Origin of the sequence: Luteimicrobium album (assembly GCF_030161555.1) — a bacterium.
GTDB lineage: Bacteria > Actinomycetota > Actinomycetes > Actinomycetales > Cellulomonadaceae > Luteimicrobium > Luteimicrobium album.
The window spans coordinates 3,561,518-3,576,726 of the sequence record NZ_BSUK01000001.1; the positions used below are offsets into that span (position 1 = coordinate 3,561,518).

The 15,209-nt window shown below is 73.2% G+C and carries 12 protein-coding genes, 1 tRNA gene and 3 pseudogenes; 5 read left to right on the plus strand and 11 right to left on the minus strand.

From position 1 onward, the window contains the following. Nucleotides 1–59: 59 nt before the first annotated feature. Both QQK45_RS18205 and QQK45_RS18210 read left to right on the plus strand, forming a co-directional pair. Nucleotides 60–1,445 (plus strand): 3' terminal RNA ribose 2'-O-methyltransferase Hen1, encoded by a 1,386-nt coding sequence (locus QQK45_RS18205; RefSeq protein WP_284294438.1) that lies wholly within the window; start codon nucleotides 60–62, stop codon nucleotides 1,443–1,445. Further along, on the plus strand, nucleotides 1,438–3,966 hold the full coding sequence (locus tag QQK45_RS18210) for a polynucleotide kinase-phosphatase (protein ID WP_284294439.1): 2,529 nt from the start codon (nucleotides 1,438–1,440) through the stop codon (nucleotides 3,964–3,966). The genes QQK45_RS18205 and QQK45_RS18210 overlap by 8 nt, the downstream gene beginning before the upstream one ends. Nucleotides 3,967–3,985: 19 nt before the next feature. On the opposite strand, the gene QQK45_RS18215 is transcribed toward QQK45_RS18210, so the two are convergent. Further along, nucleotides 3,986–4,132, minus strand: coding sequence for a hypothetical protein (locus QQK45_RS18215; protein ID WP_284294440.1), 147 nt, complete (start codon nucleotides 4,130–4,132; stop codon nucleotides 3,986–3,988). A 180-nt stretch (nucleotides 4,133–4,312) separates the two neighbouring features. Here QQK45_RS18215 and QQK45_RS18220 point away from each other — a divergent pair, with 180 nt between their 5' ends. Continuing rightward, nucleotides 4,313–5,584, plus strand: a complete 1,272-nt coding sequence (locus QQK45_RS18220; RefSeq protein ID WP_284294441.1) for a carbohydrate-binding protein — start codon at nucleotides 4,313–4,315, stop codon at nucleotides 5,582–5,584. Between the two features lie 235 nt (nucleotides 5,585–5,819). Here the strand turns inward: QQK45_RS18220 and QQK45_RS18225 are convergent. Then, nucleotides 5,820–5,893: transfer RNA gene (locus tag QQK45_RS18225), tRNA-Pro, on the minus strand. Between the two features lie 213 nt (nucleotides 5,894–6,106). On the opposite strand from QQK45_RS18225, the gene QQK45_RS18230 reads away from it, so the two are divergent. Continuing rightward, nucleotides 6,107–6,349 carry a hypothetical protein gene (locus QQK45_RS18230; RefSeq protein WP_284294442.1) on the plus strand — a complete coding sequence of 81 codons (243 nt, stop codon included), beginning with the start codon at nucleotides 6,107–6,109 and terminating at the stop codon, nucleotides 6,347–6,349. After that, a complete protein-coding gene (locus QQK45_RS18235) occupies nucleotides 6,346–7,398 on the plus strand; it encodes an NAD(P)/FAD-dependent oxidoreductase (protein WP_284294443.1) in 1,053 nt (350 codons plus the stop codon). Before QQK45_RS18230 ends, QQK45_RS18235 begins: the two co-directional genes overlap by 4 nt. Here QQK45_RS18235 and der read toward each other — a convergent pair. The 9 genes and pseudogenes from der to QQK45_RS18280 form a co-directional block, all read right to left on the minus strand. Continuing rightward, nucleotides 7,399–8,890: pseudogene (gene der / locus QQK45_RS18240) on the minus strand (ribosome biogenesis GTPase Der). A gap of 46 nt (nucleotides 8,891–8,936) precedes the next feature. After that, nucleotides 8,937–9,629, minus strand: a complete 693-nt coding sequence (locus tag QQK45_RS18245; protein WP_284294444.1) for a lysophospholipid acyltransferase family protein — start codon at nucleotides 9,627–9,629, stop codon at nucleotides 8,937–8,939. After that, entirely contained in the window at nucleotides 9,626–10,348 is a 723-nt protein-coding gene (gene cmk / locus QQK45_RS18250) for a (d)CMP kinase (protein WP_284294445.1), read from the minus strand. Before cmk ends, QQK45_RS18245 begins: the two co-directional genes overlap by 4 nt. Before the next feature lie 100 nt (nucleotides 10,349–10,448). Next, on the minus strand, nucleotides 10,449–10,811 hold the full coding sequence (gene aroH / locus QQK45_RS18255; protein WP_284294446.1) for a chorismate mutase: 363 nt from the start codon (nucleotides 10,809–10,811) through the stop codon (nucleotides 10,449–10,451). 12 nt (nucleotides 10,812–10,823) lie between these two features. Then, on the minus strand, nucleotides 10,824–11,633 hold the full coding sequence (locus tag QQK45_RS18260) for a pseudouridine synthase (protein WP_431310296.1): 810 nt from the start codon (nucleotides 11,631–11,633) through the stop codon (nucleotides 10,824–10,826). A gap of 43 nt (nucleotides 11,634–11,676) precedes the next feature. Continuing rightward, on the minus strand, nucleotides 11,677–12,375 hold the full coding sequence (gene scpB / locus QQK45_RS18265) for an SMC-Scp complex subunit ScpB (protein ID WP_284294447.1): 699 nt from the start codon (nucleotides 12,373–12,375) through the stop codon (nucleotides 11,677–11,679). Further along, a pseudogene (locus QQK45_RS18270) lies at nucleotides 12,372–13,261 on the minus strand (segregation and condensation protein A). Before QQK45_RS18270 ends, scpB begins: the two are co-directional and overlap by 4 nt. After that, nucleotides 13,245–14,111, minus strand: a complete 867-nt coding sequence (locus tag QQK45_RS18275) for a ParA family protein (RefSeq protein ID WP_284295103.1) — start codon at nucleotides 14,109–14,111, stop codon at nucleotides 13,245–13,247. Before QQK45_RS18275 ends, QQK45_RS18270 begins: the two are co-directional and overlap by 17 nt. 154 nt (nucleotides 14,112–14,265) lie before the next feature. Next, nucleotides 14,266–15,197: pseudogene (locus QQK45_RS18280) on the minus strand (site-specific tyrosine recombinase XerD). Nucleotides 15,198–15,209 lie beyond the last annotated feature (12 nt).

The window sequence follows — 15,209 nt, forward strand, 5'->3', positions numbered from 1 at the left end:
CCCAAGGCTCCGACACAAAAGGAGCCCGACCGGCGGCGGGTCGGGTGGAGAATGCCGGAGTGCTGCTCACCCTGACCACGACGCACCGGCCCGCGACCGACCTCGGCTACCTGCTCTTCAAGCACCCCGACCGGGTCCAGGCGTTCCAACAGTCGTTCGGCACGGCGACCGTCCTCTACCCGGAAGCCACCGACGAACGCTGCACCGTCGCTGTCCTGCTCGAGATCGACCCCGTGCGCCTCGCACGATCCGCAGGACGCAGCACCCCCGACTTCTCCCTCGCCCAGTACGTCAACGACCGCTCGTACGCCGCGTCGTCGCTCCTGGGCGTCGCCGTCGCGGACGTGTTCAGCACGGCCCGCAGCGGCCGTGCGGACTCACGGCAGGCGCTCGCGGACTCCCGCATCCCGCTCGAGATCACGATCCCTGTCCTCCCCTGCCGCGGTGGGCCCCCGATCGCCCGACGGGTCTTCGAACCGCTCGGCTGGCACGTCGACGCCTCACCGATCGCCCTCGACGACCGGTTCCCCGACTGGGGCGCGTCGCGGTACGTCCGGCTCACGCTCACCGGTGAGCTGCGCCTCGCCGACGCGCTGAACCAGCTCCACGTGCTCCTGCCCGTGCTGGACGAGGCCAAGCACTACTGGCAGAGCGACGACGAGGTCGACAAGCTCCTCCGGTCAGGCGCCGGATGGCTCGCGACCCACCCCGACCGTGAGCTCGTCACGCGCCGCTACCTCGGTCGTCGGTCGTCCCTGACCCGGGTGGCGCTGGCGCGCCTGGCCGAGCTCGACGACGTGACCGACGAGCTCGAGCCGACTGAGGCCGAGGAGCCCCCGGCGCGTCGCCGTCCCCTCAACGCCCAGCGCCACGAGGCGGTGCTCGGTGCACTGCGTGAGCTCGAGGCGCGGTCCGTGATCGACCTCGGCTGCGGGCCCGGGGCGTTCCTCCACGTGCTCGTGCGCGAACCGTCGCTCACCCGGGTCGCAGGCGCCGACGTCTCGACCCGCTCGCTCCAGGTCGCCGCCCGCCGGCTCCACCTCGACGACCTCAGCGAGCGGCAGAGCGAACGGATCTCCCTGTTCCAGGCAGCCCTCACCTACGAGGACGCCCGGTTCGCCGGGTTCGACGCCGCCGTCCTCATGGAGGTGGTCGAGCACGTCGACCCCTCCCGGCTGCCGGCCCTCGAACGCGTCGTCTTCGGCGCCGCACGTCCCCGTGCCGTCCTCGTGACGACCCCGAACCGCGAGTACAACGTCCGCTACGAAGGGCTGACCGGCATGCGCCACCCCGACCACCGCTTCGAGTGGAGCCGCGCCGAGCTCCAGGACTGGGCGGGTCGCGTCGCCACCGCGCACGGGTACACGGTCGAGCTGCGCGGCATCGGGGACGTCGACCCCGACCTCGGCGCCCCGACCCACCTGGCGGTGTTCCGACGTGACTGAGCAGGTCGAGGCCACCCGCGAGATCGGCGTCCCGGACCGGGGCCTGGTCCTGCTCGTCGGGGTGTCCGGGAGCGGCAAGTCCACGTTCGCGGCCACGCACTTCGCGCCGTCCCAGGTCATCTCCTCGGACTTCTGCCGCGCGCTCGTGTCCGACGACGAGAACGACCAGTCCGCGACCACGGACGCGTTCGACGTGCTCCACTACATCGTCGGGACCCGCCTGCGCCGCGGCCTGCTCACCGTGGTGGACGCCACGAACGTGCAGTCGGCCGCACGCGCCTCCCTCGTCCGGGTCGCCAAGGACCACGACGTGCTCGTCGACGCGATCGTCCTCGACGTCCCCGAGTCCGTCGCGGTCCGCCGCAACGAGAACCGGCCCGGACGCGACTTCGGCCCACGCGTCGTCGCCCGGCAGCACAAGGACCTCAAGCGTTCGCTGCGCTCCCTGCGCAAGGAAGGCTTCCGGCGCGTGCACGTCCTGCCCGGCGACGAGCCGGGCGACGTCCGGATCGTGCCCCAGAAGCCCTGGAACGACCGCACGGACCTGCACGGCCCCTTCGACGTCGTCGGCGACGTGCACGGCTGCGCGACCGAGCTGCGCACCCTGCTCGAGACGCTCGGCTGGGTGCTGCAGCGCGACGACGACGGCCGGGCCGTCGGCGCCCACCACCCCGCCGGACGCACCGCGGTGTTCGTCGGCGACCTCGTGGACCGCGGCCCCGACACCCCCGGCGTGCTACGGCTCGTCATGGGCATGGTCGCAGCCGGGACGGCGCTGTGCGTCTCCGGGAACCACGAGGCCAAGCTCGTGCGTGCCCTCAAGGGCGCCGACGTGCAGGTCCGGCACGGCCTCGCCGAGTCCCTCGCCCAGCTCGAGGCGGCCGGCGAGCCGTTCCGCTCCGACGCGCTGGCCTTCATGGACCGCCTGATCAGCCACTACGTGCTCGACGACGGCCGCCTCGTCGTCGCGCACGCCGGGCTCAAGGAGTCCTACCACGGGCGGTCGTCCGCTCGGGTGCGATCGTTCGCGCTCTACGGCGACACCACGGGCGAGACCGACGAGTACGGCCTGCCCGTCCGCCACCCGTGGGCGCGCGAGTACCGCGGCCAGGCCACGGTCGTGTACGGGCACACCCCGGTCGTCGAACCGGAATGGGTCAACAACACCATCTGCCTCGACACGGGCGTCGTCTTCGGCGGGCGGCTCACCGCGCTGCGCTACCCCGAGCGCGAGCTCGTCCACGTCCCCGCGCTCCAGCAGTACTACGAGCCGGCACGACCCCTCGGCCGCCCCGCGGCCGACCGCGAGCCCACCGCCCTCACCATCGACGACGTCACCGGCACCCGCTGGCTCCAGACCGAGCACGCCGGCAAGGTCAAGATCCCCGAGGAGAACGCCGCCGCAGCACTCGAGGTCATGAGCCGGTTCGCCGTCGACCCCCGCTGGCTCGTCTACCTGCCGCCGACCATGGCACCCGCCCCGACCTCGAGCAGGGACGGCTACCTCGAGCACCCCGAGGAGGCCTTCGCCGAGTACGCGGCCGCCGGCGTACGCCACGTCGTGTGCGAGGAGAAGCACATGGGCTCACGCGCCGTCGCCGTCCTCGCACGCGACGAGGCGACCGCCGCGCGCCGGTTCGGCATCGCCGACGGCAGCACCGGCGTCGTCCACACCCGTACCGGGCGCGCGTTCTTCCCTGACGGCGGCGAGCTCGTCGAGCGTCTGCGCGTCGCGGTCGCGCCGCTGTTCGACGAGCTCGAGACCGACTGGCTCGCCCTGGACTGCGAGCTGCTGCCCTGGTCCGCCAAGGCCCTCGGCCTCATCAAGGACCAGTACGCCTCGGTCGGCGCCGCCGCGCACACCGCCCTCCCCGCTGCCACCGACGTCCTGACCGCCGCCGCCGCTCGCGGGCTCGACGTGACGGCGCTCGCGGACCGCGTGGCCGCCCGGACCGTGAACGCGGAGGCGTACCGCGACGCGTACGCGGCCTACGTGCGTCCCACGGACGGGCTCGACGGCGTCACGCTCGCGCCGTTCCAGCTCCTCGCCTCCGAAGGGCGCACGCTCGCCCTCACCGAGTCCCACCGCTGGCACCTGGAACGCATCGGATCCCTCACGGACCCGCTGATCACGCACACCCGCCACCGGTACGTGGACCTGACCGACGACGACCAGAGGGCCGATGCCGTCCGGTGGTGGCTCGAGCTCACCGCCGCAGGCGGCGAGGGCATGGTCGTCAAGCCTGTGGAACCCGTCGTGTCGGCCAAGCGGGTCCAGCCGGGGCTGAAGGTCCGTGGCCGTGAGTACCTGCGGATCATCTACGGACCGGACTACACCGATTCCCTGGACGTCCTGCGGCGCAGGTCGCTCGGCCGGAAGAAGAACCTTGCTCTGCGTGAGCACGGCCTCGGGCTGGACGCGCTGGCCCGGTTCGTCGAGGGGCGGCCGCTCTGGTCGGTGCACCAGATGGTCTTCGCCGTGCTGGCGCTGGAGTCGGAGCCGGTCGACCCGCGCCTCTGAGGGCCCGGCACTGCCGGGGTCAAGCGTCGTCGTGCTCGTCCTGGGGGTGCAGGGCTCCGCCCTCGCCCTCCCAGCGGTCCTCCTGCTTGCGTTCCGACGGCGTCGGGGTCGTCTTCTTCGACGGCCAGTGCAGCATGGCCCGCATCCGCTCGCGCAGCTTCCCCATGGCACCGACGCTACGTGCCGCCTCGGAGGTCCGCATGCCACGGCGATTTGTAAGGGGAATCCACATAATCTTGCCCAGGCCATTGCTCCACTCGCTGCCAGATGTCAAGGATGAACGAGGCACCGCGCAAGCGGCGTGATGCTGCGGGCCACGGCCCGGGAGCGAGCGAGGAGATCAACGATGCAGTTGAGTTTCAGCGCACGAGTCGGCGGCGTGCTCGCCGCTGGCGCGATGGCCGTCGCAGGGGGTGTGACCGGTGGGGTCGCGCTCGCCACGTCGGCCACCGCGGCGGGCGGCACCTGTGCCGCCGCATGGAGCGCGTCGACCGTCTACAACGGCGGGCAGACCGCGAGCGAGAACGGCGTCAACTACACGGCGAACTGGTGGACCCAGGGCGACGACCCCGCGACCCACAACGGGGCGAGCGGGAGCGGGCAGCCGTGGACCTCGCAGGGCTCCTGCACCGGCGGGGGCACCGGCGGTGGTGACGACGGCGGTGGTGGTGGTGACACCGGAGGCGGTGACGACGGCGGGAACCCCGGCGGCGGCACCGGGAGCGCCGACGGCGTCGTCTTCGCCCCGTACAAGGACATCACCGTCTCCATGGACTGGAACACGAGCACGATGCGGACGGCGGCGAGCGGGACCACCCTTCCCCTCGTGGGCGCAAACAGCTTCTACTCGACGGTCCAGCCGAACCTCGGCGCGATCACCCTCGCGTTCGCGACGGGCACGTGCACCAACGAGGGCTGGGCCGGCGTCAACGCCCAAGCCTTCATCGGCTCGAACATCGGCGCGCTCGACTCCGCGGGCCTCGACTACATCGTGTCGACGGGCGGCGCGGCCGGCTCGTTCACGTGCGGCTCCGGCGCGAACCTCAAGAGCTTCATCGCCCGGTACGCGACCCCGCACATGATCGGCCTCGACTTCGACATCGAGAACGGGATGTCGACGTCGGACATCACGAACCTCGTCGACGCGGCCGCCGAGGCGCAGTCCGCCTACCCCGACCTGCGCTTCTCCTTCACGCTCGCCACCTGGGCAGCGTCGGACAGCAGCCACGCCGGTCTCAACTCGCTCGGCACGTCCGTGGTGAACGCGATCAAGGCGTCCTCGCTGACGCACTACACGATCGACCTGATGACGATGGACTACGGCGGCCCGTCGGCAGCCGTGTGCGTCATCTCGGGCGGCCAGTGCGACATGGGCCAGTCGGCCGTCCAGGCGGCCAAGAACCTCGAGTACACGTTCGGCATCCCCGCCGACAAGATCGAGCTCTGCCCCATGATCGCCGCGAACGACGTCGCGGGTGAGAACTTCACGCTCTCCGACGTCGACACCGTGACGAACTACGTCAAGGCCAACGGCCTCGCCGGCATCCGGTACTGGTCGCTCGACCGCGACTCGGGCGTCCAGTACACCAAGAGGTTCCTCAGCGACCTCGGGCGCTGACCCGTTCGCTCCCCAGGCCGAGGCCGTCCCCGCGCGTGCGGAGGCGGCCTCGGCGCGAGCGCCCCGTCGCCGAGCACGACCGGCCGGCTTCGTTCCCCGCCCTCGGGGCGGTGGGGTGCGTGTCGGGCTCGGGAGGCCAGGGTGGTGACGACCGCTTGGCACAGTATTTGTTGCGATGCCTGCATCCAGACACGACGAAGCCCTGGCGAGATCGTCGTCTCACCAGGGCTCACTGTCGGGCTGACAGGATTTGAACCTGCGACCCCCTGACCCCCAGTCAGGTGCGCTACCAAGCTGCGCCACAGCCCGTCGATGCCGAATCACCCGCCCGCAGGCGAGACCTCGAGCACCGAGGTGGTCCCTCGGGACCGACGGTAATGCTACCCCAACTCGCCCCCTCCCCCGACCACATTCGGTCTCCGACCTCGCCGGACGGGCGTCGCCCCAGGTCGTGCGAAACGCCGTGCCCACCCCCTACGGTGGAACCGTCCGGCGATGCTCCCACGCCCCAGGAGGCCTGTGATGCGGTTCGACTACGACTACGTGATCGTCGGCGGCGGGATGTCCGCCGACACGGCCGCCCGCGGGATCCGGGAGCTCGACCCGGACGGCAGCATCGCGATCCTGTCCGAGGACGTCGACGAGCCGTACGAGCGGCCGCCGCTCTCGAAGGACCTGTGGCGCGACGAGGACCGCTCCCCGACTCCGTGTACCTCGGCACGACCGAGGCCGCCCGCGCGGACGTCCGCACGTCGACACGCGTGACGAGCGTCGACCGTGAGCGCCACGTGGTGGCCGCGAACGACGACGACGAGTACGGCTATCGCGCGCTGCTCCTGGCGACGGGCGGTCGGCCGCGCGAGCTGGACCTGCCGCCGAGTCCGCGCGTCGTGTACTACCGGTCGTTCGGCGACTACCACCGCACGCGCGAGCTGGCGGACGAGGCCCGCGCCCAGGCCGGCGACCCGGACGCGGGGCGCGTGATCGTCGTCGGCGGCGGGTACATCGGAACGGAGGTCGCGGCCGGTCTGGCGATGGCGGGCGCGCCGGTCACCTACCTGACGTCGGACCCGGTCCCGGGCGCGAAGACGTACCCGGAGGTGCTGGCGCGCCGGATCGAGGCGCGGTACGCGGAGCACGGGGTCGACGTCGTCACGAAGGCCCGTGCGACAGGCCTCGAGCAGGCCGAGACGGACCGGGTCCTGGTGCACGCCGAGGTCGACGGCTCGCCGGTGACGTTGTCGGGGATCGGCGCGGTGGTGGGCTTCGGGATCGAGCCCAACGTGGAGCTCGCGGTCGCGGCGGGGATCGACGTGGACACCGAGCAGCAGGGTGTCGTCGTCGACGAGGCTCTGCGCACGAGCGACCCGGACGTGTTCGCGTCGGGCGACATCGCGCTGTACCCGGACCGGCTCCTCGGCACCCGACGCGTGGAGCACGTGGACCACGCGCAGCAGTCCGGCCGGACGGCGGGCCGCAACATGGCGGCCTCGGTCCTGGGCAACGAGCTCGGCCCGTACGAGCACACGCCGTTCTACTACTCGGACATCTTCGACCTCGGCTACGAGGCCGTGGGCGTGCTCGACACGAGCCTGGACCTCGTGGAGGACTGGGCGCCGGGCGCCGAGGGCGACACGGGCGTCGTGTACTACGTGGGGACGCAGGACTCGGGCGACGCGGGCAAGCTCAAGGGCGTGCTGCTGTGGAACGTGTGGGACTCGACCGACCGGGCGCGGCAGCTGCTGGGCGAGTTCCACGAGCCGGGGTCGGTCACGGGGCCGGACGACCTGCGCGGCCGCATCCCGACCACGTGATCAGCGCTTGCGCTTCTCGCGCACCCGCACGGAGATCTCGATCGGCGAGCCCTCGAACCCGAACGTCTCGCGGAGGCGGCGCTCGATGAAGCGGCGGTAGCCGGCCTCGAGGAACCCGGACGCGAACACGACGAAGCGCGGCGGCCGCGTGGACGCCTGCGTCGCGAAGAGGATGCGCGGCTGCTTGCCGCCCCGCAGCGGGTGGGGGTGGGCCGCGACGAGCTCGCCGAGGAACGCGTTGAGGCGCCCGGTCGGGATGCGCCTGTCCCACGACTCGAGTGACCTCTCGAGCGCGGGCACGAGCCGGTCCGCGTGCCAGCCAGTCTTTGCGGAGACGTTGACGCGCGGCGCCCACTGGACCTGGACGAGCTCGCGCTCGATCTCGCGCTCCAGGTAGTGGCGGCGGTCCTCGTCCATGAGGTCCCACTTGTTGTAGGCGATGACGAGCGCTCGGCCGGCGTCCACGACCTGGGAGATGACGCGGGTGTCCTGCTCGGTGAGCGTCTCGGACGCGTCGAGCAGCACGACGGCGACCTCGGCCTTCTCGATCGCGGCCTGCGTGCGCAGGCTCGCGTAGAAGTCGGCGCCCTTCGTCTGGTGGACGCGGCGACGGATGCCGGCGGTGTCGACGAACCACCACGGGATCCCCTTGAGCTCGACGAGCTCGTCGACGGGGTCGCGCGTGGTGCCGGCGGTCTCGTGCACGACGACGCGCTCGGCGCCGGCGAGCTTGTTGAGCAGCGACGACTTGCCGACGTTGGGGCGCCCGACGAGCGCGACGCGCCGCGGCCCTCGGGGAGCGCGACGCCGTGCGCGGACTCGGTGGGCAGCGCGGCCATGGCGGCGTCGAGCAGGTCGCCGGTCCCGCGGCCGTGCAGGGACGAGACGGGGTAGGGCTCCCCAGCCCGAGGCTCCACAGCGCGGTCGCGTCGGCCTCGCCGCGCGGCCCGTCCACCTTGTTGGCGCACAGCACCACGGGCTTCTTGGACTTGCGCAGCAGCCGGACGACGTCCTCGTCGGTCGCGGTCGCGCCGACGGTCGCGTCAACGACGAAGATCACGGCGTCCGCGAGCGAGATGGCGACCTCGGCCTGCTCGGCGACGCGCGCGTCGATGCCGGCGACGTCGACCTCCCAGCCGCCGGTGTCGACGAGCGTGAACCGGCGCCCGGCCCACTCGGCGGGGTAGCTCACGCGGTCGCGCGTCACGCCGGGCGTGTCCTCGACGACGGCCTCGCGGCGCCCGAGGATGCGGTTGACGAGCGTGGACTTCCCGACGTTCGGGCGCCCGACGACGGCGAGGACGGGCAGGATCTCGGGCTCCTCGCCCAGGTCCTCGGCGAGCTCGCCCCCGTCGAGGAGGGCGAGGTCGGCGTCGTCGAGGTCGTACTCGCGCAGGCCGGCGCGCAGCGCACGCTCGCGGGTCGCGTCGTCGAGATCGGCGACGTCTTCCGCTCCGGGCACGACGGACTCCGGCAGGTCGGGGGTGGTCATGCGTCGATTCTCCCAGGTGCGGCGCCCGACGACGAACCGCGCGCTCTCAGTCGCGCAGCGGGTCGTCTCCCGGGAGCTGGATGCCGGTGCGCGCGCTCACGGCGTGCACGTGCGCGGCGAGCCCGTCGCGGATGGTCTCGGCGGCCCGGGCGATCGCCTCCTTGCCGCTCACGCCGGCCTCGCGGACCACCGTGATCGGGGCGCCGAACTCGACGTGCAGGCGGGCGCGCAGCCGCGGCAGGCTGTTGACGCTCTTCCCGGTGCGCCGCGTGCCGAGCATGGCGGTCGGGACGACGGGCGCGTGGCCGTTGAGGGCGAGCCACGCGATGCCCGCCCGGGCTCCCGCGAAGTCGCCACGCCCGCGCGTGCCCTCGGGGAACACGCCGACGGCGTCCCCGCGGCGCAGCACGCCGAGCCCGGTGGCCAGTGCGCGCCGTCCGCCGTCCCGGTCGACCGGGATCTGTCCCGACGTCTTGAGGATCCAGCCGACCGGGCCGACCCACATCGACTCCTTGACGAGGATGTGCAGGCCGCGGGGCGCGACCCCGAGGAGCAGGGGCCCGTCGAGCAGGCCGGTGTGGTTCGCGGCGACGATCACCGGTCCCTCGGCCGGGACGTGCTCGGCCCCGACGACGCGGGCGTTCCAGACGACGCGCCCCAGGAACCGGCCGACCCACCGCGACCACGCGGGACCGGCGGCGCTCGGGAGGTCCTGGCTCACGCGCGGTGCCCCGCTCATGCGTCGGTACGGTCGGCCTTCGCCGCCGTCGCGGTGAGCTGCGCGACGACGGCGAGCACCGCGTCCACGGTCTGGTCGAAGTCGAGGTCGGACGAGTCGACGGTCGCGACGCCGTCGGCGGCGACGTGGAACTGCGAGACCGTCGAGTCGTCGGCGTCGCGGCGCACGATCTGGTCGCGCGTCGCCTCGACGGCGCCCGCGCCGTCGGAGCCGTGCAGCTCGCGGGCCCGGCGCGCGAGGCGTGCCTCCTCGCTCGCGGTCAGCAGCACGCGGACGTCCGCGTCGGGCGCCACGACGGTCGTGATGTCGCGGCCCTCCGCGACGATCCCGCGCCCGCCCGAGAAGCCCTCGAGCTTCTCCGCGTCGATCGCGGCGCGCTGCAGACGGCGCAGCTCGTCGCGGACCGCGAGGTTCGTCGCGACCGCGCTCACCGCGGTCGAGATCTCGGTCGTGCGGATCGCGGCGCCCACGTCCTCCCCGCCCACGCGCACGACGGGCACGTCGGGGTCGACGCCCATCTCGAGCGGCATCGTCGCGACGGCGTGCGCGACGGCGTCCTCGTCGGCGAAGTCGACGTTCTCGTGGCGGCACCACCACGTGGCCGCCCGGTACATGGCGCCCGTATCGAGGTACGCGAGGCCGAGCCGACGGGCCACGGCCCGGGAGACGCTGGACTTGCCCGAGCCCGAGGGCCCGTCGATGGCGATGACGATGGTCACGTGCGTGCGATCCGTCCTGCTGGTGGTGGAAGGGGTACCGGGAACCGGCCCGGTCAGGAGACTACTGCGCCCTGCGTCGCGTTCTCACCGAGCGCGATCCTCACTGGGCGAGATCGCGACGCAGGGCCGTCGCGCCGTGCAGGTAGACGTGCCGGACGGTGCCGCGCGGCACGTCGAGGTCCGCGTGCGCCATGAGCCGCACGACGCGCGGCAGCGCGTGCGGCACCGCGATCTCGACGGCGCACAGGAGCGGCACGTCTCCGAGCCCCATCTCACGGGCCGCGGCCGCGGGGAAGTCGCTCGTGAGGTCGGGCGTGCACGTGAACACGATCGAGATCAGCGCCTCGGTGTCGACCTCGTTCTGCGCGAGCACCACGGCGACGAGCTCGCGCGTGCGCGCGAACAGGTGCTGGCGCTCGTCGACGTCGAGCTGCGTCGCGCCGCGGATCGCCCGGACCGCCATCAGCGCCTCCCCTCACAGCCCGACCGACGCCATGAGCGTGCCCAGCTCGTCGCGCCCGAGCACGCGCGTGCGGCCCGGCTTGAGGGTCGCGAGGTGCACGGGCCCGATCTGGGTGCGCAGCAGCCGCGTCACCGGGAAGCCGAGCTGGTCGAACAGGCGGCGCACCACCCGGTTGCGGCCCTCGTGGAGCTGGATCTCGACGAGCGACTGCTGGGGCGTGCGGTCGACGACGCGGTAGTGGTCGGCCTTCACGGGGCCGTCCTCGAGCTCGACGCCGCGCAGCACCGTGCGGCGCAGGCTGTCCGGGACCCGCCCGTCAAGGGTCACGAGGTACGTCTTGGGGACCTCGTAGCGCGGGTGCATGAGGCGGTTCGCGAGCTCGCCGTCGTTCGTCAGGAGCAGCAGTCCCTCGCTGTCCGCGTCGAGGCGGCCCACGTGGTACAGCCGCTCGGACCGGTCCGCGACGAACGGCGCCAGGTCGGGCCGCCCCTCGTCGTCGTGCATGGACGAGACCACGCCCAGCGGCTTGTTGAGCGCGAGCGTCACGAGCGACGTGTCGAGCTGCACCCGCAGCCCGTCCACGTGGACGACGGCCTTCGCCGGGTCGACGCGGAGCCCGAGCTCGCGCACACGCACGCCGTCGACCTCCACGCGGCCCGCCGCGATGATCTCCTCGCACGCCCGGCGGGAGCCGTACCCGGCGGTCGCCAGGACCTTCTGCAGGCGTACGCCGTCCGGCTCGTGGACGTCTCTGTCCTGAACGGCTCTGCTGCCGGGCTTTGCGCCATCAGGGCGCCGGCGGGGCGGTCGGGCTGGGCTCACGGGTCTCCTCGTTCGGTCGTCGGCGCTGCGGTCAGCGCCGCGGTCAGCCCTGCTGCGGCGCACCGTCGCGGGTGGGGCGCAGCGCCGTCTCGATCGCGTCGTCGAGCGTGTCGAGATCCGGCAGGTGCGGGGCCAGCGGCGGCAGCTCGTCGAGCGACGAGAAGCCCATCCGCTCCAAGAAGTATCCCGTAGTCCCGTACAGGACCGCACCCGTCGACGGGTCTGCGCCCACCTCGGCGACCAGACCGCGCGACGTGAGCGTCCGCACGACGCCGTCCACGTTGACCCCGCGCACCGCCGAGACCTGCCCGCGCGTGACCGGCTGGCGGTACGCGATCACGGCGAGGGTCTCGAGGGCCGCCTGGGTCAGGCGCGCCGTCTGGCCCTCCAGCACGAACCGCCCGACGACGTCCGCGAACGCGGGCGCGGAGTAGATCCGCCACCCGCCGGCGGCCTCGCGCAGCTCGAACCCGCGCGGCGGCGCGACGACGTCGCCGTCCACCTCGCCCCGGTACGCGGCGGCGAGCTCGTGGAGCACCTCCTCGACCTCGGCCACGGGCAGCGCGACGACGCTCGCGAGCCGGTCCACCGGAACCGGCTCGTCGACGACCATGAGCACGGCCTCGAGCGCCGCGTGCACGCCGCCGGGGAGCGCGTGGACGTCGGGGATCTCCGGCTCGGGAACCGCCTGCGCGTCTCCGGGCTCGGGCTCGGCCTGTTCCGGGAGCGGCTCGTCGGTCATACGGGGATCTCCATCTCGTCCGCGTCGTCGTAGTCGGTGCTCAGCGCGTCGGCCGAGTCCTCGTCGCCGCCCGCCCAGCGCACCGTGAGCTCGCCGAGCGGCGCGACCTGGTCGAAGCCCACCAGCCCCTCGCGGAACAGCTCGAGCAGGGCCAGGAACCGCGCCACCACGACGACGACCTCACCGGCGTCGGCGGTCAGCGCGCGGAAGGAGGCCGCGCCGTCGTGCCGGAGCCGGTCCGCGAGGACGACCGCCTGCTCGCGGACGCTCACCGCGGGCGCGTGCAGGTGCGCGAGGTCGACCCCGGGGGCGGCGCCTTCGGGGCGAGCGCGCGCGCCGCGAGCCGCGCGAGCTCGTCCGGGCCGACCTGCCAGACGAGCTCCGGGAGCAGCGCCGCGAGGTGCGGCTCGAGGGCCACGACGCGCGGGAACCGACGCCCCTCGCTGTCCAGGCGTGCGCGCACGACATCGGCGACCTGCTTGTACGCGCGGTACTGCAGGAGCCGGGCGAACAGGAGGTCGCGCGCCTCGAGCAGCTCGAGGTCCTCGGCGTCGTCGACCTCGCCCGTCGGCAGCAGCCGGGCGGCCTTGAGGTCGAGCAGCGTCGCGGCCACCACGAGGAACTCGCTCGCGGTCGACAGGTCCCACCCCGTGCCCGTGCCGTCCGACGCCGCGGTCTCGGCGGCGCGGATGTAGCCGATGAACTCGTCGGTCACCTGGCCGAGCGCGACCTCGGTGATGTCGAGCTTGTGCTTGGAGATCAGGGACAGCAGCAGGTCGAACGGGCCGGAGAAGTTCTCGAGGTGGACCTCGAAGCCCCTGTTGCGACCGACGGTCTCGGCGGTCCCTGCGCTCTCCGCGGCGAGCGCCTCAGGCGGCGTCGCCACGCGCGACCAGCTCCCGGGCGAGCTGCCGGTACGCCGTGGCGCCCGCGTGCGTCGGGGCGTAGACCGTGATCGGCTCGGCGGCCACGGACGCGTCGGGGAACTTCACCGTCCGACCGATCACCGTGTGGAACAGGGTGTCGCCGAACGCCTCGTACACGCGCTGGACGACCTCGCGCGCGTGCAGGGTCCGCGAGTCGAACATGGTCGCGAGGATCCCGTCGACCTCGAGCCGCGGGTTGAGGCGGTCGCGGACCTTCTCGATCGTCTCGACCAGGAGCGCGACGCCGCGCAGCGCGAAGAACTCGCACTCGAGCGGGATCATCACGCCGTGCGCGGCCGTGAGCGCGTTCACGGTCAGCAGGCCGAGCGACGGCTGGCAGTCGACGAGGATCACGTCGTAGTCGTCGACCACGTCGCGCAGCGCCCGCGACAGCACGCTCTCGCGCGCGACCTCGCCCACGAGCTGCACCTCGGCCGCCGACAGGTCGATGTTCGCGGGCACGAGGTCGAGGCCGTCGATGTCGGTCGACCGCAGGACGTCGCGCAGCGAGGTGCCGCGCTCCATCATCGCGTTGTAGATCGTGCGGTCGAGCTCGTTCGGGTTGATGCCCAGGCCCACCGACGCGGCACCCTGCGGGTCGAAGTCGACGACCAGGACACGCCGCCCGTACTCGGCCAGCGCCGCGCCCAGGCTGATGGTGGTCGTCGTCTTGCCGACGCCGCCCTTCTGGTTGCACAGCGCGATGATGCGCCCGGGCCCGTGCGAGCCGAGCGGCTCCGGGACGGGGAACTCCGGCAGCTCGCGGCCCACCGGGTCGAGCAGCGGCCCCTGCGGCTGCGGGTGGGGCAGCGTGGCCGACAGGGTCGGCAGCGTCTGCTCGGTGCTCTCGCTCGATGCCTGGCTGCTCACGCAGCCAACCTACAACAGCGTTCCCGCGCAGGTTCGGAGCGTCGCCGGGCGTGCCGGACTCCGTGTCACGCGGCGCCGCGCTGCCCCGCTCCGGTCAGCCGAGCGCGCGCGGGTGGGTCGCGGCGTACACCTCGCGCAGGGCGTCGGGCGTCACCAGCGTGTAGAGCTGCGTCGTCGTGACGGACGCGTGCCCCAGCAGCTCCTGGACGACGCGCACGTCGGCGCCGCCAGCGAGCAGGTGGGTCGCGAACGAGTGCCGCAGGGTGTGCGGCGACACGTGGGCGCCGAGCCCCGCGCGCTCCGCCGCGCCCCGCAGCACCGCCCAGGCGCTCTGCCGGCTCATCCGCGCGCCGCGCGCGTTGAGGAACACGGCGGGCGTGCCGCGGCCCCGCGCCGACAGCTCGGGCCGCGAGCGCACGAGGTACGCCCCGACGGCGCGGGCCGCGAACGAGCCGACGGGTACGACGCGCTCCTTGCGGCCCTTGCCGAACAGCCGCACCGCGGGGGCGCCGCCGTCGAGGTCGAGGTCGTCGACGTCGAGGCTCACGGCCTCCGAGATGCGGGCCCCCGTCGAGTAGACGAGCTCGAGCAGGGCCGCGTCCCGCACCGGGACCGCGCCCTCCCCGCGCCGGCCGCCTCGAGCAGCCGCCCCACGTCCTCGACGCTGATGGCCTTGGGCAGGCGTCTCTCGCGCGCGGGGGCGCGGACGTCGTGCGCCGGGTTCGCGGCGGCGAGCCCCTCGCCCTCGCAGAAGCCGTGCCAGCCGCGCACCGCGGCCAGGCAGCGCGCCGTCGACGACGCCGACAGGACCGCGCGCCCGTCGCCGCCCGAACGGAGCGCCACGACGAACTCCTGCACGTGGGTCACGGTGACGTCAGCGGGCACCTCGACGCCGCACGCCTCGAGGTAGCCGACGTAGCGGGCCAGGTCGCGGCGGTAGGCGGAGGTGGTGTTGACCGACAGCCCGCGCTCGACCGTCAGATGGGCGAGGTACTGGTCGAGCGCTTCACGCAGGGTCTCAGCCATCGGACGACGGCG